The sequence below is a fragment of the Sphingomonas sp. Leaf62 genome (assembly GCF_001421915.1).
Classification (GTDB): Bacteria; Pseudomonadota; Alphaproteobacteria; order Sphingomonadales; family Sphingomonadaceae; genus Sphingomonas.
The window spans coordinates 156,430-178,311 of sequence record NZ_LMLN01000012.1 but is presented as its reverse complement, the minus strand read 5'-3'; the positions used below and the strand labels follow the sequence as shown (position 1 = coordinate 178,311).

General features: G+C 70.1%; 12 protein-coding genes and 1 CRISPR repeat array. All 12 genes read left to right on the top strand.

Annotated features, from left to right (window positions below; translation table 11 throughout):
- Positions 1–145 precede the first annotated feature (145 nt).
- A complete protein-coding gene (gene drmD / locus ASE91_RS07735) occupies positions 146–3,286 on the top strand; it encodes a DISARM system SNF2-like helicase DrmD (protein WP_056624566.1) in 3,141 nt (1,046 codons plus the stop codon).
- Entirely contained in the window at positions 3,283–5,226 is a 1,944-nt protein-coding gene (locus ASE91_RS20940) for a hypothetical protein (RefSeq protein ID WP_056624564.1), read from the top strand. The genes drmD and ASE91_RS20940 overlap by 4 nt, the downstream gene beginning before the upstream one ends.
- Positions 5,108–7,117 (top strand): Eco57I restriction-modification methylase domain-containing protein, encoded by a 2,010-nt coding sequence (locus ASE91_RS07725; RefSeq protein ID WP_443024526.1) that lies wholly within the window; start codon positions 5,108–5,110, stop codon positions 7,115–7,117. The genes ASE91_RS20940 and ASE91_RS07725 overlap by 119 nt, the downstream gene beginning before the upstream one ends.
- A complete protein-coding gene (gene drmA, locus ASE91_RS07720; protein ID WP_056624557.1) occupies positions 7,114–10,563 on the top strand; it encodes a DISARM system helicase DrmA in 3,450 nt (1,149 codons plus the stop codon). The genes ASE91_RS07725 and drmA overlap by 4 nt, the downstream gene beginning before the upstream one ends.
- Positions 10,560–12,419, top strand: coding sequence for a DUF1998 domain-containing protein (gene drmB, locus ASE91_RS07715; protein ID WP_056624555.1), 1,860 nt, complete (start codon positions 10,560–10,562; stop codon positions 12,417–12,419). The genes drmA and drmB overlap by 4 nt, the downstream gene beginning before the upstream one ends.
- A gap of 118 nt (positions 12,420–12,537) precedes the next feature.
- Positions 12,538–14,028, top strand: coding sequence for a hypothetical protein (locus tag ASE91_RS07710; protein WP_056624552.1), 1,491 nt, complete (start codon positions 12,538–12,540; stop codon positions 14,026–14,028).
- A complete protein-coding gene (gene casB / locus ASE91_RS07705) occupies positions 14,018–14,557 on the top strand; it encodes a type I-E CRISPR-associated protein Cse2/CasB (RefSeq protein ID WP_082453887.1) in 540 nt (179 codons plus the stop codon). The genes ASE91_RS07710 and casB overlap by 11 nt, the downstream gene beginning before the upstream one ends.
- Before the next feature lie 10 nt (positions 14,558–14,567).
- Positions 14,568–15,779 (top strand): type I-E CRISPR-associated protein Cas7/Cse4/CasC, encoded by a 1,212-nt coding sequence (gene cas7e / locus ASE91_RS07700; RefSeq protein WP_056624547.1) that lies wholly within the window; start codon positions 14,568–14,570, stop codon positions 15,777–15,779.
- Positions 15,776–16,507 (top strand): type I-E CRISPR-associated protein Cas5/CasD, encoded by a 732-nt coding sequence (cas5e, locus tag ASE91_RS07695; protein WP_200911214.1) that lies wholly within the window; start codon positions 15,776–15,778, stop codon positions 16,505–16,507. The genes cas7e and cas5e overlap by 4 nt, the downstream gene beginning before the upstream one ends.
- Positions 16,504–17,274 carry a type I-E CRISPR-associated protein Cas6/Cse3/CasE gene (locus ASE91_RS07690; RefSeq protein WP_056624542.1) on the top strand — a complete coding sequence of 257 codons (771 nt, stop codon included), beginning with the start codon at positions 16,504–16,506 and terminating at the stop codon, positions 17,272–17,274. Before cas5e ends, ASE91_RS07690 begins: the two co-directional genes overlap by 4 nt.
- On the top strand, positions 17,275–18,195 hold the full coding sequence (cas1e, locus tag ASE91_RS07685; protein WP_056624539.1) for a type I-E CRISPR-associated endonuclease Cas1e: 921 nt from the start codon (positions 17,275–17,277) through the stop codon (positions 18,193–18,195).
- A gap of 4 nt (positions 18,196–18,199) precedes the next feature.
- Positions 18,200–18,526: a type I-E CRISPR-associated endoribonuclease Cas2e gene (gene cas2e, locus ASE91_RS07680; RefSeq protein ID WP_055996414.1), complete on the top strand. Its 327-nt coding sequence runs from the start codon at positions 18,200–18,202 to the stop codon at positions 18,524–18,526.
- A 67-nt stretch (positions 18,527–18,593) separates the two neighbouring features.
- A CRISPR array of direct repeats spans positions 18,594–21,795; the repeat unit is 29 nt; unit sequence GTCTCCCCCGCACCCGCGGGGATCGACCC.
- Positions 21,796–21,882 lie beyond the last annotated feature (87 nt).

The window sequence follows — 21,882 nt, the reverse complement described above, 5'->3', positions numbered from 1 at the left end:
CCGCCCATACTGCACCCTAGTCGCTCGATAGCCCGACCCCAAATGATCCGAAACGGATAGAAGCCGCCAGCAAAGCGGATGCAACTTTCGTTGGCAGCGCGCCCGTCAGCCCGCAGTCTTGGCGGCAGGAAAGGGGGCGCTCCGCATGGCCGACACGCAATCCACCGGCCGCGGACGCCCGCGCGCCGGACCGCCGGGGGTCGGCCAGTTCGTGTCGCTACGCGGGCGGCTGTGGATGGTCGAAGCCGAACCCGACGGGCCGCTCGACGGTCATCTGCTCGCCTGTATCGACGACGATGCCAGCGGCGAGGAAGCGCGCATCCTGTGGAGCGCCGAGGTCGATGCACGCCTGCACGACGAAGAGGCATGGGACGCGCTGACCCGTGGCGGCGGCGATGCGGCGAGCTTTTCCGCCTATCTGCGCACGGTCCGCTGGCGCACCGCGACCGCCGCCGAGCGCGACCTGTTCCAGGCCCCGTTCCGCGCCGGCATCCGCCTCGATCCCTATCAGTTGCTGCCGTTGCGCAAGGCGCTGCGCCTGCCGCGCGTGAACCTGCTGATCGCCGACGATGTCGGCCTCGGCAAGACGGTCGAGGCCGGGCTGGTGCTGCGCGAGATGCTGCTGCGGCGGCGGGTCGACTATACGGTGGTGCTGGCGCCGGCGGCGATGACGCTGCAATGGCGCGACGAGTTGCAGACCAAATTCGGGCTGGCGTTCGAGATCGTCGACGCTGCGCATCTGGAGGCGCTGCGGCGGCGGCGCGGCTACGGTGCCAACCCGTGGGCGGCGGGGTCGCGGTTCATCCTGTCGCACCGGTTGCTGGGGGAGGAAGCCTATGTCGCCGGGCTGCGCGACCTGCTCGGCGGGTTTCGCGCGCGCTCGCTGCTGATCCTCGACGAAGCGCATCATGCGGCACCGGCGGGCGGCGGACGCTATGCGATCGAAAGCCAGTTCACCCGGTCGTTGCGCGACCTGTCCGACCGGTTCGAACACCGGCTGTTCCTGTCGGCGACGCCGCATAACGGCCATCCCAACAGTTTCGCGACGCTGCTCGAACTGCTCGATCCGCAGCGTTTCACCCGCGGGGTGCCGGTGCGGCCCGCCGATCTCGAACCGGTGATGGTGCGCCGGCTGAAAAGCGACCTGCGCGCGCTGGGAGAGGCGTTTCCGCAGCGGGTGGTCGAACCGGTCGGCTTGCGCGACCTGCCCGCCGATGCGCCCGAACTGGTGCTGGCGGCAATGCTGGCCGAATATCGCGCCTTGCGCGAGGCGCGGATTGCGACGCTGCCCGGCGTACAGGCGGCGCGGGCGCGGCTGGGTTTCGTCGGGTTGCAGCAGCGGTTGCTGTCCTCCATCCCGGCCTTTGCGCGCACGTTGCGGGTGCATCTCGACGGGCTCGACCGGGCAATGGTCGAGGCGGTCGACGCGCCCGAGCGCGCCGAGGACGAAGCCGCCGCACTCGACCTGCTCGCTGAGCGCGAGGCAGCGATCGCGGTGGAGGCCGGCCCGCTCGCCGCCGAGCGCGACCATGCGCTGGCGATGCTGGCCATCGCCGACGCCGCGCGCGGTGGCCCCGATGCGCGGGTGCGGTGGATTATCGACTGGGCACGGTCGCACCTGCTCGACGACGACGGGCGGTGGCGCGACCGGCGGCTGATCCTGTTCACCGAATATGAGGATACGCGCCGCTGGTTGCAGCGGCAGTTGTCGGTACTGCTCGACCCGACCGATGCGCTCGAGGCGCGGCGGATCGACAGCTTTACCGGCGTCACCTCGACCGAACGGCGTGAGGCGGTGAAGCGTGCCTTCAACGATCCCGACGATCCGCTGCGCATCCTGATCTGCACCGACGCCGCGCGCGAGGGCATCAACCTGCAGACGCAGTGCCACGACCTGATCCATGTCGACCTGCCATGGAACCCGTCGCGGCTGGAACAGCGCAACGGGCGGATCGACCGCAAGCTGCAACCAAGCGCCACCGTCACCTGCCGCTATTTCGTCTATGCACAGCGGCCCGAGGACGTTGTGCTCGACGCACTGGTGCGCAAGACCGAATTGATCCGGCGGCAGCTGGGATCGGCCGGACAGGTACTGGGCGACCGGATCGCCGACCGGCTGGCGGGCGGCGGCATCGACCGCGCGGCGGCGGCGACGCTGGCCGGACGCATTCGCGATGCCGAGGCCGACGACCGCGTGCGCGCGGCGGTGCGTGATCTGGACGACGGGGCCGATGCACGGCTGGCACGGCTGCGGCGCGAACAGGCGGACCTTGCCGCCGCACTGGACAAGGCGCGCGAGCGGGTCGGCATCGATCCGGACGAATTGCAGTCGGTGGTCGGGCTGGCGCTGGCACGGTCGGGCGGCGGCTGGCACCGCCCGGCAACGATCGGCACCACGCCGGTGTTCGCGCTCGACGAGGGGCGGATGGCGCAGGATGCCAGCTGGGCACCCCTGCTCGACGAGCTGCGCGCCCGCCCGGCCCGGCCCGGCGAACGCCCCGGCGACTGGCGCGCCGATGCCGGGGTCCGGCGCGTCAGCTTCGCGCCGGCGATCCTGCCCGACGGTCGCGATGCCGGCGACGTTGTACAACTGCATCTCGAACACCGCCTCGTCCGCCGCCTGCTTAGCCAGTTCCTGTCGGCGGGGTTCCGGCAGGGGCTGGAGCGCGCCTGTGTGATCCGCACGCCGGCCGCATCGGCACCCCGCGTGATCCTGATCGGCCGGCTGGCGCTCTACGGGGAAAAGGCGGCGCGACTGCACGAGGAAGTGCTGAGCGTCGCCGCCGAGTGGCGCGACGATGGCCCGTTGCGGATACTGGCCGAGGGGCGCGAGGCGGAGGGACGGGTCCTTGACGACCTGATCGCCGCGCTGAAGACCGCCGAGGATGCCGACCCCGCCATCGCGACCCACGCGACCGCACGATCGGCCCGCGACATCGCCGGGCTGCGTCCGGTGCTGCTGGCGCGGGCGGCGGCGCGTCACGAGCGGGTCGCCACCGAACTCGCCCGGCGCGCGGCGGCGGAAGCGCGCGGGCTGGAGACGCTGCTCGACGCGCGGCTCGCCCGCATCGGACGCGAACGCGGCACCGACGACGCGCAGTTGACGTTGCTGCTCGACCCGGCCGAGGCACGACAGCGCGCCGCCGACCGCCGCTCTTGGGAACGCGCCACCGCCCGGCTCGCCGAGGAGCGCGTGCGCGAGCCCGATCGACTGCGCGGTGCCGCGACGATCCATGCCACCCGCGTCGAACCGATCGGTCTCGTCTATCTCTGGCCCGCCGCATGAGCCGGGCCGATGCCCATGGGCTGCACGATTGGATCGGCTATCTCCAGCCGGTCGGGCTGGTCGTCGCCCCCGCCGCGCTTGCCCGCATCGGGGCATGGCCGGCACCGCAGCACGCCCGCGATTCCACGGCAGTGGTTGAGGCGCTGGCGGACGCCGATCCGTGGCGCTTGTTCCACGACATCCTCGGCTGGCCCGCCGACCGGGTGGCGGGCGTACCCGGCGGACCGGCGATCCCCGACACGCTGCGCATCGCCTTTCCCGAACAGGACACGCTGCTCGAACCGCATGGCGTCGTGCTGACCGCCGACGGCGCGCCGCAATTGCTGGTGCGGATCGAGGACGTGATCCTCGACCGGCGCGCCACGCTCGACGGGTGGGAAGCGACCGCGCAACAGCGCTTCGAACGGCTGCTACGCGAAACCGGCATTCTGGCCGGCGTGCTGATCGGCCTGCGCGAGACGGGGCGGCACGATGCCCCGACCGAACGCGTCCTGCGGCTGGTGGTCGCGCCGCGCGGCGAGGTGTCGGGGCATATGAGCTGGCCGCTCGACGCGCTGGGGAGCGTCGGCGGGCGGGCGATGCTCGCCGGGCTGAAACTGTTGCTCGACGCCCATGCGCTGTTCACCGGACCGCCCTCGCACCGCCTGCCCGCGCTCCTCGCCGAAAGCCGCGCCGCACAGGCCGATGTGTCGGCGCGGCTCGCCGGGCAGGTGCTGGCCAGCCTGCACGAACTGCTGCGCGGTCTCGACGCCGCCGCGCCCGAGCGGGTCCGCGCGCTGGCCGGCGACCGCCCGCAACATCTCTACGAAGCGCTGCTGACGGTGCTGCTGCGGCTGATCTTCATCCTCTATGCCGAGGATCGCGCGCTGATGCCGTCGGCCCCCGGCGGCGCGGCGGCGGCACTGTATGAACAGGGCTATGCGCTGGGCGCGCTGCACCTGCGACTGCGCGAGGATGCCGCGCTCTATCCCGACACGATCGACGACCGGCGCGGTGCGTGGGGGCGGCTGATCGCGCTGTTCCGGCTGGTCGATCGCGGCCATCCGTCGGGATTCATGCAGGCGCGCGGCGGCAAGCTGTTCAGCGAGGCGGCCTTTCCCTTCCTGCTCGGCCGCAACGCGCCGGGCGATCCGGAAACGGTGCTGCCGGTCGGCGACGGCTGTGTGCTGCGCGTGCTCGACGGACTGCTGATGCTGGGCGGCGAGCGCGTCGCCTATCGCTCGCTCAGCGTCGAACAGATCGGATCGGTGTACGAAACGGTGATGGGCTTTACCGTCGAGCGCGCGAGTGGCACAGCGCTGGCGATCCGCGCGGGCAAGGGCAACCGCGTGCCGGTATGGGTCGATCTCGATGCATTGGCGGGCGTTTCCGGCAGCGAGCGCGAAAAGCGGCTGAAGACCATGACCGGACGCGGGAGTTTCGCGCCCCCCGTCGCCCGTGCGATCCGATCGGCGGCCGATGCCGATGCCCTTCGCCACCGCCCTTTCCCCCATCGTCGACCGTCGCGCCTGCCCGCGCGGGCAACCGGTCGTGGCGGGAACGCCGATCCTGCAACCGACCGACGAACGCCGCCGCACCGGCAGCCATTACACCCCCGCCGCGCTGACGCGCCCGATCGTCGCCCACGCGCTCGCCCCCGCTTTCGCCCGGATCGGACCCGATGCCGGCCCGGCCGACATCCTCGACCTGAAGGTCTGCGATCCCGCCGCCGGATCGGGCGCGTTTCTGGTCGAGGCATGCCGGCAACTGGGCGAACGGCTGGTCGCGGCATGGAGCCGCTGGCCGGCGCAGCGCCCGACGATCCCGACCGACGAGGACGAACTGCTCCACGCCAAGCGGCTGGTCGCGCAGCATTGCCTGCGCGGCGTCGATCGCAACCCGCTCGCGATCGATCTCGCCAAGCTGTCGCTATGGCTGGAAACGCTGGCGAGCGCGCATGAATTCACCTTTCTCGACGCAGTGCTGCGCGCTGGCGACAGTCTGGTCGGCCTGCCCAATCCCAAGATCGTCGCGGTGACGTGGAACAAGGTGTCGGGGCAGCACAGCTTCGTCGAGGCGATCGTGCGCGACGGGATCGACGCCGCCGCCGAATTGCGCCGCCTGATGCGCAGCGAGGCTGAAATCGCGCCCTATGCCGCGCAGGAACGTCGCCACCTTGCCGCGACCATCGCGCTCGAACGCGCGCAACTGGTCGCCGATGCGGTCCTGTGGTCGTTCTTTACCGGGACCGGCGCACGCGACCGCGATGCGCGGCTGGCCGAGGTGCAGCAATGCGTGCTGTCCCCCGGCGCGGCCAGCTGGGCACAACTCGTTGAATGGCAGGCGGCATTGCGCGCGTCACCGATCGGCATCACCAGCTTCCATTGGGAACTGGCGTTCGAGGATGTGTTCGCCCGCCCCGATCCGGGGTTCGACGCGATCATCGGCAATCCGCCCTTTGCCGGCAAGAACACCATCGCCGCCGGCCATGCCGCCGCCTATCCCGACTGGCTCAAGACGCTGCATGCCGGGGCGCATGGCAATGCCGACCTGTCGGCGCATTTCTTCCGCCGCGCGTTCGGACTGCTGCGCACCGGCGGCAGCTTCGGGCTGATCGCGACCAACACCATCCGGCAGGGCGATACGCGCGAGACCGGCCTGACCCGGATCCTGCACGACGGCGGCGTCATCTACCGCGCCGTCAGCCGCCATGTCTGGGAGGGTGAGGCGGCGGTGGTGGTCGCGCAGGTCTTCGTCCGGCGCGGCGGGCACGATGACGGTCCGCCGATGCTCGACGGACGACCGGTGCGGCGGATCTCGGCGTATCTGATGGAGGGTGATCTGGATGGGTCGCCGGCGTCGTTGCGCGCCAACGCGGGCAAGGTGTTCGAGGGCAGCAAGGTCTATGGCGCCGGCTTCCTGTTCCGCGACGACAAGCCGGCCAGCACCGACAACACGCTCGGGGCGATGGATCGATTGCTCCGGGCGCATCCGGACGCGCGGCAAGCCGTTCGGCCGTTCCTCGGCGGTGAAGAGGTCTATAACGACCCGTTGCACCTGCCCTTCCGATACGCGATCGACCTGACCGGCCTGTCGCTGGCACAGGCGACCGAACGCTACCCCGCGTTGGTCGCTTTGGTGCGGGACGTCGTGAAACCCTATCGCGACACGGTGTCGCGCCCGCGGACCCGCGATCACTGGTGGCTGTTCGAAGAGGCGCGGCCCGGCCTGTACGCAGCCATCCACGGGCTGCCGTTCGTACTGGTCACCAGTTGCGCCGCCACGCCGCACTGGGCGCTGGCACGCGTGCCGACGGGTGGTTTGTTCGGCAACACCCTCGCGGTCTTCGCCCTGCCCTCCTTCGCCTCGTTCGCAGTCCTGCAGTCGCGCGTTCACGAAGTCTGGACCCGGTTCTTCGCGTCGACGCTCGAAGACCGGCTGCGCTACACCCCGTCCGACTGCTTCGACACCTTTCCGCTGCCCCCGGACCACGCCGCCGACACCGCGCTCGAAGCAGTCGGGCAAGCCTGTCACGATCACCGCGCGGCGATGATGGTCGCGCGTGGCGAGGGGCTGACGCCGACCTACAACCGGTTCCACCGCGCCGCCGACACCGCGCCCGACATCGCGACGTTGCGCAACCTGCACGCGGCGTTGGATCGTGCGGTCCTTGCCGCCTATGGCTGGGACGATCTCGCCGCCGAAGCGGCACCGGTCCCGCTCGATACCGATCGCGAGGACGACCACCGGTACCACGACCGCCTGTTCTGGCCCGCGCCGTTTCGCGACGCGGTGCTGGGGCGACTGTTGCGACTGAACGAGGAACGCGCGGCGATGGAGCGACTGCTGTGAATGCCGACGGGGTGCGCGCCGAACTGGTCCGGCGGCTGCGACGCAATCTGATCGGCCCGTGCGAACGCGACGATGCCAACCTTGCCGCCGAACGGCTGCCGCCCGGTGAAAACCCGTCGCGCTGGTATCTGGCGGGATACATCGCGCCTTCGGGCGAATTGACCGTGGCGCCGGAAATTCCCGCCGATGCCGAACCCGACGATGTCGAGCGCTATCTGTTCGACGATGCCGGATTCGGCGCCGGCGGGGCGGCGGGCGATCATGACGAACCCGATCCGCCACCCACGCGTCGCCGCTACCTGCCGAGCAGTATCGGCCTGTCGACCATGGTCGATGCCGCTGTTCGCACGATCGATGTCACCGTCGACTGGGGCGATTATGTCCCCGAACCGCCGCTGCCGCCCGATATGCTCGACAGCGGCGGCGAACCGCATGGCCAGCCGATCGGCTGGCGGCGGGTGCCGTGCAGCCATGGCATCGCACTCCCCCTGCCATCGGTCGACCACGGCATCGCCCACCATCCCCTGCCCGGCACCGCCGCGACCGCCCGGCCCGGCGGCGCGCTGGAACTGGCGGTGCGGGCGCGACCGTTCGCGCTGACACTGCCCGATGGCACGACGCGCGCGGTACAGGTCGTGACGGTGTTCCTGGTCAACAAACGGCTCGAACCGCCGTCGCGCTATCGCGACCTTGCCTATGCCTATCAGGTCCGCCTGACGCTCCGCTGCGAAGCGGGGTTCGTCGCGCAGCACGACCTGTCGCGGATCGCCCGCAACGATTGGGACGACCAGCTCGCCGACCTCCATTATCGCGACAGCGCCGCCTATGCCGCCGGGCTCGGCTGCGCGGCGGCACACTGCGTGGACGACGACGGCACGGTCCGCCAGGTCCACACGACCCATATGCCACTGGCCTCGGTGGAACGCACGGTCGCCGCCGGGGTCGATGCGGTGCCGTTCGGCATGGACCGGCTCGCCGAACTGGCACGCGGCGACGGTGCGGCGTTGCAGGCGGCGCTGCAACCGCTGCCTGCCGCCTATGCCGGCTGGACGGAGGGCCAGCACGCCGCCGCTGCCACCACCGATATCACCGGGGCACCGCAACGGGCCCGCACCGCCGCCGCGCTGATCGCCGCGCAACACGAAGCGCGCGGCCGGATCGCCGCCGGCATCGACCTGCTGGCGACCGATGCGCGCGTGCGACAGGCGTTCGAGATCGCCAACCGCGCCGTCGCCGACGCGACCCGCGCCCGTCGGCCGGGCGACGTTCGCCCGGCATGGCGCCCGTTCCAGCTCGCCTTCCTTCTGCTCAACCTGTCCGGCATGGCCGACCGCCGCCATGCCGACCGCGAGATCGCCGACCTGCTGTTCTTCCCGACCGGCGGCGGCAAGACCGAAGCGTATCTGGGCCTTGCCGCCTTCACCATCGCGCTGCGTCGCCTGTCGGGGGACGGGCTGCTCGGCGCGGGCGTATCGGTCATCATGCGCTATACGCTGCGGCTGTTGACGCTCGACCAGCTGGGCCGGGCGGCGGGGCTGGTCTGCGCGCTCGAACTGCTGCGCACCGGGGCCGAATACCGCGACGGCGGCGGCCGTCCGCTGCTCGGCAACTGGCCGATCGAGATCGGGTTGTGGGTCGGCTCCGACGCCAGCCCCAACCGGCTGGGGCGCAAGGGCGACAAAATCGAGGGCACCGCCGTCCGCCGCGTCCGCGCCTATACCAGCGGCCGCGACAGCCGCGCGCCCGCCCCAATCAAGGCATGTCCGTGGTGCGGCACTGCCTTCACCCCGCAAAGCTTCCGCTGCGTGCCCCATGCCGATGCGCCGACCAATCTCGAACTGCGCTGCGTCAACCTGGCCTGCCCCTTCACCGGCGACCGGGCGTTGCCGGTGGTGACGGTCGACGAAGCGATCTATCGCCGCCTGCCCGCGTTCCTGATCGCGACCGTCGACAAATTCGCGGCGCTGCCATGGATCGGGGCGGCGGGGGCGTTTTTCGGCCATGTCGACCGTGCCGACGACAGCGGCTTTTACGGTGCGGCCGAACCCGGCCGGGGTCGCGCGCTGGACGGCGGCCATCGGCTCGACCCGCCCGACCTGATCGTGCAGGACGAACTGCATCTGATCTCCGGCCCGCTCGGCACCGTCGCTGGTCTGTACGAAGCCGCGATCGACCGCCTCGCCAGCCGTAGCGTCGACGGACAGCGGGTCCGGCCGAAGATCATCGCGTCGACCGCCACCGTCCGCCGCGCCGGCGACCAGATCCGCGCGCTGTTCGACCGCGGCGAAACGCGCATCTTTCCCCCGCCCGGCATCAATCGCCGCGACAGTTTCTTCGCGCGCACCTGTCGCGAAAGCGCGACCGATCCGGCGCGCTGGTATGTCGGCATCGCCGCCGCCGGGCGCGGGCCGAAGCTGGTGTTCCTCCAGGCGCTGGTGACCCTGCTCGGCGCGGCGCAGGGCTTGGCCGATGACGGCGGCGACGCCGATGCCTATCGCACGGCGCTGTGCTATTTCAACGCGCTGCGCGAACTGGGCGGTGCGCGTCGCATCGTCGAGGACGAGGTCGCGAACCGGCTGGCTGGCTATGGCACGCAGCGACGGCGGATCGAGCCGGTCGACCGGCCGTTCGGCGACCGGCTGCTGGGCGAACCGGTCGAACTGACCTCGCGCGTGTCGACCGATCAGGTCGCGGCGGCCAAACGGCGGCTGGAAACCGGCTTCGACGGGCCGGACCCGGTCGATGTGGCGCTGGCGACCAACATGATCTCGGTCGGTCTCGACATCGACCGGCTGGGACTGATGCTGGTGCAGGGCCAGCCCAAGACCGCGGCGGAATATATCCAGGCGACCAGCCGCGTCGGCCGCAATCCGGCGCGTCCCGGACTGGTCGTGGCGGTGTTGAACATCCACCGCCCGCGCGACCGCATGCATTTCGAACAATTCAGCCATTTCCACGACACCTTCTATCGCGCGGTCGAGGCGACCAGCGTCACGCCATGGTCGGCGCGCGCGCTGGACCGGTCGCTGGCGGCGGTGGTGGTGGCGATCGCCCGCCATCTCGATCCGGCGCTGACACCCTCCGACGCAGTCGCGGCGCTGGCGAGCGCACCCGCCACCCGTGCGGCGGTGGTCGCGCATCTGGTGGATCGCGCGCCCGCCGGAATCGATGGCGGCCGCGACCGGCTGGGGGTGACGATCGAGGGGCTGCTCGACGACTGGATCGCGATCGCCGGCGAACAGACCGGCGCGGGCGGAAGGTTCAGCTACGAGGATCGCCCGCAACGCCTGCTCCATCCTCCGCTCGACCCCGTGCTCGGCAACCTGTCGCCCGCACACCGGCGGTTTCAGGCCGGATGGAGCATGCGCGACGTCGAACCGGCGGTGCTGGTCCGGCCGCGCGGACCGACCGGCGAACGGGTGAGCGGCGCAGGAGACATGGCATGACCGGCAAACCCGTGACGCTGCGCCAGTCGCAACTGGTGCTGGGCTTCGGTCCCGGCGCGATGGTCGACCTGCCGACACGGTCGGTGGTCATCGGCGGCCTCGACCTGTGGCATATGCGCGAACGCGGCAGTTGGCGTCCGATCCACGAACCGCGCGCGGCGGCAGTGCTGGAGGCGCTGCTGCGCGGCAACGGGCGGCTGGCCGATGGCGTCCGCCTGAGCTTGCGCACCCCGCCGGCGCATGACGAGAATCGCACTGGCCCCGGCGAACCGCCGGGCATCGAGGCGCGCATTTTCCCCGCATGGTTCGTCGCCCGCGATGCCGAGGACGCGGGCGACGTCCGCCGCCGCCGGCTGGTCCGCTGGCGCGACCTGAACCCGCGCGGCCGGGCCGAGCTGATCGACGATGACGGGCGCCGTCTGGCCGTGACGCCGATCCGCTTCGTCGCTGGCTGTCACAAGGGGCATTTGCAGGACATCGACTGGGCCTATGCCGTGCATGTCGACCTGCCCGGGCGCTGCGTCCAACCGCTCTGGCTGGAGGAGCGCGGGACGTCGGGCGATCCCGCCTCGACCCGGATCGTCTGCGGATGCGGTGCGGCGCTGTCGCTGCGCGATGCACAGGCCGATGGCCGGTTCGGCAAATGCCGGGGTCGTCGGCCATGGCTGCCGACCGACGACGCGGACTGCGGCGAAAATCTGCGCTTCCTGACCCGTACCGCGACCAATGCCTATTTCCCGCAGGTGCTGACCGTCATCTCGCTGCCCGCCGGCGAGGACGAACTGACCCGACTGGTCGAGGCGCATATGGACGCGATCGACTGGGTAACGACCGAAGCGGAGATCGCGATCGCCCGCCGCGCCAACCCGGCGTTGCGCGCGGCGCTGGCCGGATGGAGCGATGCCGACATCGTCGCCCGTGTCGCGCAACTGCGCAGCACCGGCCATCAGACCCTGGCCAAAGCCCCCAAGGTCGCCGAATTCGACCTGCTCGCCTCCGGCCTGCCCGCCATCGGCAGCGACACCCCCGACGCCCGGCTGTTCGCCCGCACCCTGACCCGCGCCGAATGGGACGGCGATCGGCCGCGCCTGTCACCGATCGCCACGGCGGTCACGGTCCACCGGCTGCGCGAGGTCGCCTGCCTGTACGGCTTCACCCGGTTCGAAGCCGCGCCGACCGCGATCGACGGCGATCTGGAGGAACTCTATATCGCGGTCGAGGGCGCGGCGCTGGCCGTCGATCTCGAATGGCTGCCCGCCGTCGAGCAACTGGGGGAAGGCATCTTCCTGCGCTTCGATCCACAGGCGATCCGTTCGTGGCTGGCCCTCCCGGCGGTGGCGGCGCGGGGCGAAGCGTTGCTGAGCGGATGGGACCGCTGGCGCAGCGGTCAGGCCTATGGCGACAAGCTGCGCTTTCCCGGCCTCGCCTATTACGCGATGCACGGTTTCAGCCACGCGCTGATGACCGAGATCGCCCTCGACTGCGGCTATCCCGCGACCGCGCTGAAGGAACGGCTGTATGCGATCGTTGACGAAGACGGCGAACGCTTCGGCCTGCTGCTCTACACCGCCTCGACCGGTACGCAGGGGACGCTGGGCGGGCTGGTCGCGGTGTTGCCGCGTCTGGGGGCGATCGCCGAGCGCGCGCTCGACCGGCTGGCATTGTGCAGCGGCGATCCGATCTGTGCCGAACATGATCCCGACGCCCATGCCGACGAACGCGCGCTGAGCGGCGCGGCCTGCCATAGCTGCCTGCTGGTTGCCGAAACGAGTTGCGAAGCGCGCAACCTGTACCTCGACCGCGCGCTGACCGCGCCCACGGTGCTGACCGATGCGGCGGCATTGTTCGGCGCATGACCATGCCGCCGTCCCACAGGCTACTGCCGCTACAGGAATGGAACCGATGCGGCGGCAATTATCCGCGTGCGCTTGACTGCCCGGCCCCATCGGCCATGTTCGGCGCCGGGAGGGCGGCATGATCGGTTGGGAGGACGAAGACGGCCGGGTGCAGTGCGGTTCACTGTTCGCGGCCTTCGCGGCGCTGGCGGACGGGCACGCGTGGAGCTTTCCGGCACTGCGCCCGCACCAGCGCGAGCCATGGCATGCGTTCACGGTACAGGTCGCGGCGATGGCGTTGATCCATGCCGGTTCCGACACGCTGCCGACGGGTGAGGCGACATGGCGCGACCTGCTGATGGGCATGACCCCCGACGTGCCCGAGGCATGGGAACTGGTCGTCGACGACTGGTCGAAGCCGGCGCTGCTCCAGCCACCGACGGTCGCCCCGACCGACCGCGCCGCGTACAAGAACCGCATCCCCACGCCCGACGCGCTCGACATGCTGGTGACCGCGAAGAATCACGACCTGAAACAGGAGCGCATGATCGGTGCCAGCGAGGAGGACTGGCTGTTCGCATTGGTGACGTTGCAGACGACCGAAGGGTTTCTGGGTGCCGGCAATTACGGCATCTCGCGCATGAACGGCGGCTTCGCGTCGCGCATGAGCCTCGGCATCCGGCCGCTTGGCGGTGCGGCGCGGGCGTTCCGGCGCGACGTCGCGCGGCTGGTCGCCGATGCCCGCGCGCGACCCGACCGGCGGGCCGGCACCATGCTGCTATGGACCGCGCCGTGGGACGGCACCCTGTCGCTGGCCTATGACGGGCTCGACGAACTCTACGTCGAAATTTGCCGCCGGGTACGGTTGCGGCGCAGCGCCGGAAGTATCGAAGCGCTGGCCGCCGGGTCGAAATGCGCCCGCGTCGCGGCTTCCGAACTGAAGGGTGCGACGCTCGACCCATGGGCACCGATGAAGGCGGACGGATCGACGAGCCACACCCCCAGCGGCGCGGGCTTCGGCTATCGACAGATGGCGACGCTGCTCGACAAGGCGAAGATCACCCTCCCCCGCCTCGCCAAGGCCGATCCCGCCGACGACCGGGAAGGGTTGGCGATCGTCGCCGCCGCACTGGTGCGCGGACAGGGCAAGACCGAAGGACTGCACCGCCGCACGATCCGCACCCCCGGCGCGCTGCGCGACGCGGAGGGCCGCCCGCTGCCGATCGACCGAATCGGCGAGGTCGCCGGCAAGCGCGCCGAAGAGGGATTTCAGGCCAGCCGCCGCCTCAGCCGCGCGTTGATCTCACTGGTACAGGGCGGGCCTGACAAGGCGCGGCTGGACGATGATTCCGCCAAGAAAAAGATCGAACGCTGGATGAACCGGTTCAACGAAACGGTCGACGGCATCTTCTTCGACGGACCGTTCTGGGCAGAGGTCACCGCGACCGACGACAATCACCGCATGGCCTGGCGGACGACGCTGCGCGACATCGCGACCGACACCTTCGCCGTCGCCGCCGAAGCCGCGCCCGGTACCGAGGTCCGCCGGATTCCGGCCCGCGCCCGCGCCGGATCGCTGCTCCATTACGAGATGAAGAAATGGGTCGAGGAGGCCGAATATGGCGAGTAACCCCGCCGCCACGGGCGCAGCCCCGGCAACGGCGACACCGCCCGACGACTGGATGCGGTCGATCTCACGCCAGCTGCACGGCATGTCGAGCGGCGACCGCGCGGCATTGCGTCGGATGGAACTGACGAAATCGCCCGCGGCCGATGCGGTTGCGATCAAGGCTTTGCTCGGTGCGAAGGTACCACAATCGCGCATCGAGCAGGACTGGACCCGACTGCGCCTGATCGGCCATTTCGCCGGACTGTTGTCGGGTACGGCCGCGCTGTATCCGCATGACGAGAAACGCGGGGTCGGCGCTGCCTTGTTCGAGGCTGGTTTTTCCGAAAAGCGGCTGCTGCGCCTGCTCGCCAGCCGTGGCGAGGCGCTGGTCGATCAGTTGGCGCTCGCCATCCGCATCCTGTCGCGGGGGCGCCAGCCGGTGAATCTGTGGGACATCTATCACCTGCTGGGCGGCGATCCGGTCAAATCGGACAGCGCCCGGCTGCGCATGGCGCGGCATTATTACGCCGCGCAGGCCAAATCGAACTGAAGGGATTCGCATGACGACCACCGCAACCGACGGCATCGTGCCGAAATTCATCCAGATCCATTTCCTCGCGGCATGGCCGGGTGCCTTGCTCAACCGCGACGATGCCGGCCTTGCCAAGCGCCTGCCCTTCGGCACCGCCACCCGCACCCGCGTATCGTCGCAATGCCTGAAGCGCCACTGGCGCATGGCCGACGATCCCCGCGCGCTGCACGAACTGGCGAAACGGAACGGTATCGAGGGCGTCCGCTCGAAACAGGCGATCGAGCGCGAGGTCACCGGCCCGCTGCGCGCCCGTTTCGACAAGGACATGGTGGATGCGGTCGAGGAAGCGTTCATCACCAAATTCTATGGCAAGAACGCCAAGGACAAGCAGCAGCGGCAGGCGTTGCTGTTCGGTCGCCCCGAACTGGCATGGCTGGCGTCCGAGGCCGAACGCCTGCTCGCCGAAAGCGCCAGCGCAGCCGGGGTGAAGGCGGCGGCCGAGATCTGGGTCAAGGAACAGAAGAATAATCTGAACCAGTTGCGCGACCAGAATTTGCTGGCGGCATCGCTGGAGGCCGCGCTGTTCGGGCGGATGGTGACCAGTGACACCCGCGCCAATCGCGATGCGGCGATCCATGTCGCCCATGCCTTCACCGTCCATGCGATGCAGGCCGAAACCGATTATTTCACCGTCGTCGACGACCTCAGCGACCGGGAACAAGGTGACGATGCCGGGGCCGCGGGCGTATTCGACACCGAACTAACCTCCGGATTGTATTACGGTTATGTCGTGGTCGACGTGCCCTTGCTGGTATCGAACTTGACCGGCTGCGACCGCAAGGACTGGACCGGCGACCACGACCGGACGCTGGCCGCGCAAGTGGTCGAGCATCTCGTCCACCTCGTCGCTGAAATCTCACCCGGCGCGAAAAAGGGGTCGACAGCGCCCTATAGCCGCGCCGAACTGGTGTTGATCGAGGCCGGCGACCGCCAGCCGCGTACGCTGGCCAACGCCTTTCGCGACGCGGTCACGACCGATCACGATCCCGAAGGCTCGCTCGGTCAACGCACGGCTCAGGCGATGGCAAAGCACCTTACCGACTATGATACTCTTTACGAAACCGGCGAAGCTCGCCGCCATACCGCTATGCCCGACCTTGCCCTGACCGGCATCGCCAACGGCCCCCTGCGCGAACTGGCGGCATGGGCCGGATCGGTCGTACGGGATGCGACTGCGTGAAACATCTGCTGCTCGATTGCGACGCGCCGTTGATGAGCTTCGGCGGTGATCTGGTCGATGCCTATGGCGTGGTGCGCGATTTTCCGTCGAAGTCGATGGTCGCCGGGCTGTTCGCCAATGCGCTGGGCTGGGAACGCTTCGACGTCGATGCCCATGCCGCGTTGCAGGCGCGGATGGTGATCGGATCGGCGCGGGTGGTCGAGGGGCGGCGCGAGCGCGAGTTCCAGACCGCCCAGCTTGGTGCCAATGATCGCGGCTGGACCACGCGCGGCCGGGTGGAGGGGCGCGCGGGCGGTGCCGACACCTATAAATCGCCGCATATCCGATATCGCGACATGGACGCCGATGCCCGCGTCCTGATCGCCTGTCGGCTGGAACCGGCGGACGCCGCGCCCGATCTCGATGCGTTGGCGGAGGCACTGCGCCGCCCCGAACGCCCGCTATTCCTCGGCCGCAAGCCGTTCCTCCCGTCGCGCCCGCTGTTGCTGGGCGAGGTGGAGGCCGATACCATTCCTGACGCGCTGGCGCTGGGGTTCGCGAAGATCGAGCTTCGCCACCCCGCCGCAATCCGCGCGCAATGGCCGTTCGGCGAACCGACCGGCGGCGTCGTTGCACAGGATGCGCAGACCGAGGAACTGACCGACGAACGCCACTGGCCCGCCGGGGTTCATGCCGGACTGCGTCGGGTGATGGTTGGTCGGTTCGACTGGCCGGGGTTCATGCCATGACCCTGTACCTCGCCCGTACCGGCATTGATGTCCGTGCGCTGGCGGCGTTCGCAGTGGCGCGGCGGCTGAGCGACGAGGATCTCGGCTATGCGCTGCATGCGGCGCTCCTCGCACGGTTCGGGGATGCCGCGCCGCGCCCGTTCCGGTTCCTGCCCGACCATGGGAAGGGGCCGCATCTGCTGGGCTATGTTCGGGATCGCACTGCGTTCGACGACGCCGCAGCACTGCCAACGGCCGATACCGATATCCAGGCGGTGTTCGACGGTGAGCCGCAGCTACAGCCGATGCCCGGGACCTGGCGGGAAGGCGCGCGCTACGGCTTCGAAGTGCGGGTGCGCCCGGTCGTACGGTTCGGCAAGACGGTTCGCGCAGAACGTGCCGGCCGATCGGACGCATGGCAGCGCAACGCGGGCGAGATCGACGCCCATGTCGCCGCGCGCGAACGGATCGAACGGGCGGGCGGCGACCCCGACACCGTCGACCGGGCGGCGGTCTATATCGACTGGCTGACAACGCGCCTCGCCGGTACCGCGACGCTGGACCATGCCGACCTCCGGCTGTTCCGCCGCACGCGCGCCTTGCGCAATACGCACCGCAGCGAAGGACGCCGCACCCACCGGGTCGAGGGGCCGGACGCGCTGATCGGCGGAACGCTGACCATCGCCGATCCGGCGGCCTTTGCCGGGTTGCTGGCCAAGGGGATCGGGCGGCATTCCGGCTTCGGCTATGGCATGTTGCTGCTCGCCCCGCCGACCCGGGCCCGGTAGATGCTGTCCGGCCGCCTCGGCCTTGAAAAGGCTCGGATTCCCCATGCCGACCGGCAGGGGCTGGTATGGCTGGATCGCGGACGGCTGGAGGTAGAGGATGGCTGCCTGCGGTTCGTGACGGCGGGCGGCGGGGCGCTGGGCGCGGGCGATTACCAGATTCCGTATCATGCCATCTCGATCGTGTTGCTGGGGCCAGGGTCGAGCGTTACCCATGACGCGCTGCGCCTGCTCGCCCGCCATGGCTGCGCCTTGGCGGCGATCGGCGACGGGGCGGTGCGCTTCTACACCGCGCCGCCGCTCATGCCCGACAGTTCGGCGCTGGCCCGCGCGCAGGTCCGCCGCTGGGCAGATCCGAAGCTGAGGATGGAAACCGCACGCGCCATGTACGCGATGCGCTTCGGCGAGATCGTTCGGACCCGTGACATCGCCGTGCTACGCGGACAGGAGGGCGCGCGGATCAAGCGCGCCTATGTCCTTGCCGCCGAACGCCACGGCATCGTGTGGAACGGTCGCCGCTACGACCGCGAAAACCCGGAGGCCGGCGACCTCGCCAACCAGGCGATCAACCATGCCGGATCGGCGATGACCGCCGCCGCCGCGGTCGCCGTCGCCGCGACCGGCGCGATCCCGCAACTGGGATTCGTCCACGAGGATTCGGGGCAGAGCTTCGTGCTCGATATCGGCGATCTGTATCGCCACGACGTGCTGCTCGACATCGCCTTCGGCGCGGTGCGCGAAGCGCGGGCACGGGGGGCGGCGCCGATCGAACGGCTGGTCCGCAAACGCGCCGCCCTGCTCTTCCGCCAGCGCAGCGTGATCCCCGGCATGATCGACCGCATCAAGGCATTGTTGATGCCGGCCAGCGCGACGGAGCCGCCCGGCCCGTCCGCCGTCACGCCGCTATCGTCCGATCCCGGCTGACGCCGTGCCGCTGACCGTCGTCATCACCCGCGACGTCGAGGACCGCTATCGCGGCTTCCTCGGCTCAGCGATGCTCGAACTCGCCCCCGGCGTCTACGCCCAGCCCCGCATGAGTGCCGGCGTGCGCGGCCGCATCTGGACCGTCGTCGAGGAATGGCACACCCGCCTGCGCCGAGGCAGCATCGTCATGTGCTGGGCCGAACCGGCATCGGCGGGTGGTCTCGGCCTGTCGGTCCTTGGCGAACCGCCCAAGGACGTGGTCGCACATGACGGCATCCTCCTGGTCCGCCGCGCATTGTCGGGACGCCAGATCCCCGAACCGCCGGGGTAAGGTTCTGAAGGGTGCGCGACAGGCGATCTTTGACATTGTGAACGAAACGAGGCAGTTGACCGGCAGAGTCTCCCCCGCACCCGCGGGGATCGACCCGATGTGCGTCGGATTGTACTGCTCGACCGCATGTCTCCCCCGCACCCGCGGGGATCGACCCGGGACGAACTGATCGACTTCGCGCAGGTCATCGTCTCCCCCGCACCCGCGGGGATCGACCCCAGATTGACCAGCGATCACCGCAACAAGGGCAGTCTCCCCCGCACCCGCGGGGATCGACCCCGGCACCGCTGCCAACGACGACGGCGGCGTACGTCTCCCCCGCACCCGCGGGGATCGACCCACCGGTCGCATCATCGCGTACGAAAAGACCCCGTCTCCCCCGCACCCGCGGGGATCGACCTTTCACCTCGTCGGGTTATGTAGGCGATGGCTCGTCTCCCCCGCACCCGCGGGGATCGACCTTCGCCCGATCACCGGCCCCGAACAGATCGTTTGTCTCCCCCGCACCCGCGGGGATCGACCCAATGTCCATTCTCAATATCCGCCAGGCCAAGCGTCTCCCCCGCACCCGCGGGGATCGACCCTTGCCCGCCAGCGCGTTGCGGATGGCGTTCTGGTCTCCCCCGCACCCGCGGGGATCGACCCTGTTCAAACTGCATCCCAAGTTTCGGGTTCGCGTCTCCCCCGCACCCGCGGGGATCGACCCGACGCCTCAGCAGCCCGGCGGCGCGTAAGCCCGTCTCCCCCGCACCCGCGGGGATCGACCCTAGCTGTAGCCGCGCAAGTCGCGCTGGTGCAGGTCTCCCCCGCACCCGCGGGGATCGACCCATCACGTCGATCGGGTCCGTCGGCAGGTCGGGGTCTCCCCCGCACCCGCGGGGATCGACCCGGCACAGCGCTGACCGCTGTCTCCTCGAACCTGTCTCCCCCGCACCCGCGGGGATCGACCCGGTACGGGCAACGCTGGTGTCCCAGCTGGGGCGTCTCCCCCGCACCCGCGGGGATCGACCCCCCATCAGCCACTCTTGGAGGCTCGGGTTCGTGTCTCCCCCGCACCCGCGGGGATCGACCCCAGATCAAGGGCGGCCACAATGGTCCTACGATGTCTCCCCCGCACCCGCGGGGATCGACCGCTGGCGCAGATGAAGGCGTCGTCGCCGACCGGGTCTCCCCCGCACCCGCGGGGATCGACCTGCCCTTCCGACAGCTTGAAAACGTCAGGAAACGTCTCCCCCGCACCCGCGGGGATCGACCCCATGCGTGAGCATTCGGAGGCAGGCGCGACAGGTCTCCCCCGCACCCGCGGGGATCGACCCCGTCTGCATGATCGTCTCCAAAGCATGTACCTGTCTCCCCCGCACCCGCGGGGATCGACCCTTTTCTTCATCTGTCCCGCCTTCCTAAAGTTGGTCTCCCCCGCACCCGCGGGGATCGACCCGGTTCGAATGGCCAGGCCGGGCGCGACGGCCGGTCTCCCCCGCACCCGCGGGGATCGACCCTCCTCGCGCGACGTGAACAGCAACTCCAGCTCGTCTCCCCCGCACCCGCGGGGATCGACCCATTCGCGCCAGCCTCACCGGGGCGGAGGCTTTGTCTCCCCCGCACCCGCGGGGATCGACCGGATACAGGGACGGTGCCCTCAAGGATTGCCTGGTCTCCCCCGCACCCGCGGGGATCGACCCTGCTGTAGCTGGGCTGGCGAGGCGTCGAGCATGTCTCCCCCGCACCCGCGGGGATCGACCCTCCATCCCCGGCAGGCGCTACAGCGGAGTGCGGGTCTCCCCCGCACCCGCGGGGATCGACCGTTGTCGGCCCCCGTAACCGCATCCGCCATCCAGTCTCCCCCGCACCCGCGGGGATCGACCCTCGGCCAGTACGGGGCTATCGAAGGCCATCGCGTCTCCCCCGCACCCGCGGGGATCGACCCATGAACATCAAGTTCAACTTCCCGATGTTCGAGTCTCCCCCGCACCCGCGGGGATCGACCCGGGGGGCAGTACCTGACCGGCTTCGGGGCGTTGTCTCCCCCGCACCCGCGGGGATCGACCCGGGGATTGGTGAGACACAAGCGGCGTAGTGTAGTCTCCCCCGCACCCGCGGGGATCGACCCGTCGAGCCAAAGCCCGTGAACTCTCCTGCCATGTCTCCCCCGCACCCGCGGGGATCGACCCCACCTCTGCGGGCCGCCGCCACCGGGGTAGGTGTCTCCCCCGCACCCGCGGGGATCGACCCGCCGCTCGCGGAGGAAGTCTTCGAGAGCGCTTGTCTCCCCCGCACCCGCGGGGATCGACCGTGCCTGCGCGAAGCCAAGCCGGTTCCGGTCGAGTCTCCCCCGCACCCGCGGGGATCGACCTCGATGGAGCGACATGAGCGCGTACTGTGTGGGGTCTCCCCCGCACCCGCGGGGATCGACCCGACTTCCCCGACATGCCCGAGGTCCGCGGCATGTCTCCCCCGCACCCGCGGGGATCGACCCATGGCTGGCCCTCGCATAGAAGCCGCTATCGCGTCTCCCCCGCACCCGCGGGGATCGACCCCGGGTCGGGGCCATGCCCGTAATGCTCAGGAAGTCTCCCCCGCACCCGCGGGGATCGACCCGCAGGCTCTAGGGCGCTGGGGCGATCCGGTTCGTCTCCCCCGCACCCGCGGGGATCGACCCGGCAGGAGCGGCGCGGCGACCGCTGACCGGTCGTCTCCCCCGCACCCGCGGGGATCGACCCCCGCCCGACCTCGCGCACTGGCGGGTCATCGGGTCTCCCCCGCACCCGCGGGGATCGACCCCTTCCGATTGAAGTCGAGGGCATCGCAACGTCGTCTCCCCCGCACCCGCGGGGATCGACCCGCAGTCACCGTCGCCGGCACGTCATCGACCGAGTCTCCCCCGCACCCGCGGGGATCGACCCGGCCGCTACGGGTTTCGCGCCCGGGACGGGCGGTCTCCCCCGCACCCGCGGGGATCGACCCTCGGCCGCCTTATGGTCCGACGAACCACGATGGTCTCCCCCGCACCCGCGGGGATCGACCCATTGACCGTCAATTCGCGGGTTACGGCGTTATGTCTCCCCCGCACCCGCGGGGATCGACCCAGTCCGCCCAAGCCGCCGAAGTTCGGATCGGCGTCTCCCCCGCACCCGCGGGGATCGACCCTCGTCGACGCCAAGGTCGAGCACGTTCGCGTAGTCTCCCCCGCACCCTCGGGGATCGACCCAGGCGGAACGTGATCGGCTGGCCGCGATCAAGGTCTCCCCCGCACCCGCGGGGATCGCCCCGCGGCCAAGGCGTCGGGCTTTTTCAAGCTCGAGTCTCCCTCCGCACCCGGGAATGTTCAATTCAGACTCTGTAGACGTTTTCTGGCG

Coding starts and splice junctions, on each gene's coding strand:
- drmD (WP_056624566.1), top strand. CDS start 146: ATGGCCGACACGCAATCCACCGGCCGCGGACGCCCGCGCGCCGGACCG.
- ASE91_RS20940 (WP_056624564.1), top strand. CDS start 3,283: ATGAGCCGGGCCGATGCCCATGGGCTGCACGATTGGATCGGCTATCTC.
- drmB (WP_056624555.1), top strand. CDS start 10,560: ATGACCGGCAAACCCGTGACGCTGCGCCAGTCGCAACTGGTGCTGGGC.
- ASE91_RS07710 (WP_056624552.1), top strand. CDS start 12,538: ATGATCGGTTGGGAGGACGAAGACGGCCGGGTGCAGTGCGGTTCACTG.
- casB (WP_082453887.1), top strand. CDS start 14,018: ATGGCGAGTAACCCCGCCGCCACGGGCGCAGCCCCGGCAACGGCGACA.
- cas7e (WP_056624547.1), top strand. CDS start 14,568: ATGACGACCACCGCAACCGACGGCATCGTGCCGAAATTCATCCAGATC.
- ASE91_RS07690 (WP_056624542.1), top strand. CDS start 16,504: ATGACCCTGTACCTCGCCCGTACCGGCATTGATGTCCGTGCGCTGGCG.
- cas1e (WP_056624539.1), top strand. CDS start 17,275: ATGCTGTCCGGCCGCCTCGGCCTTGAAAAGGCTCGGATTCCCCATGCC.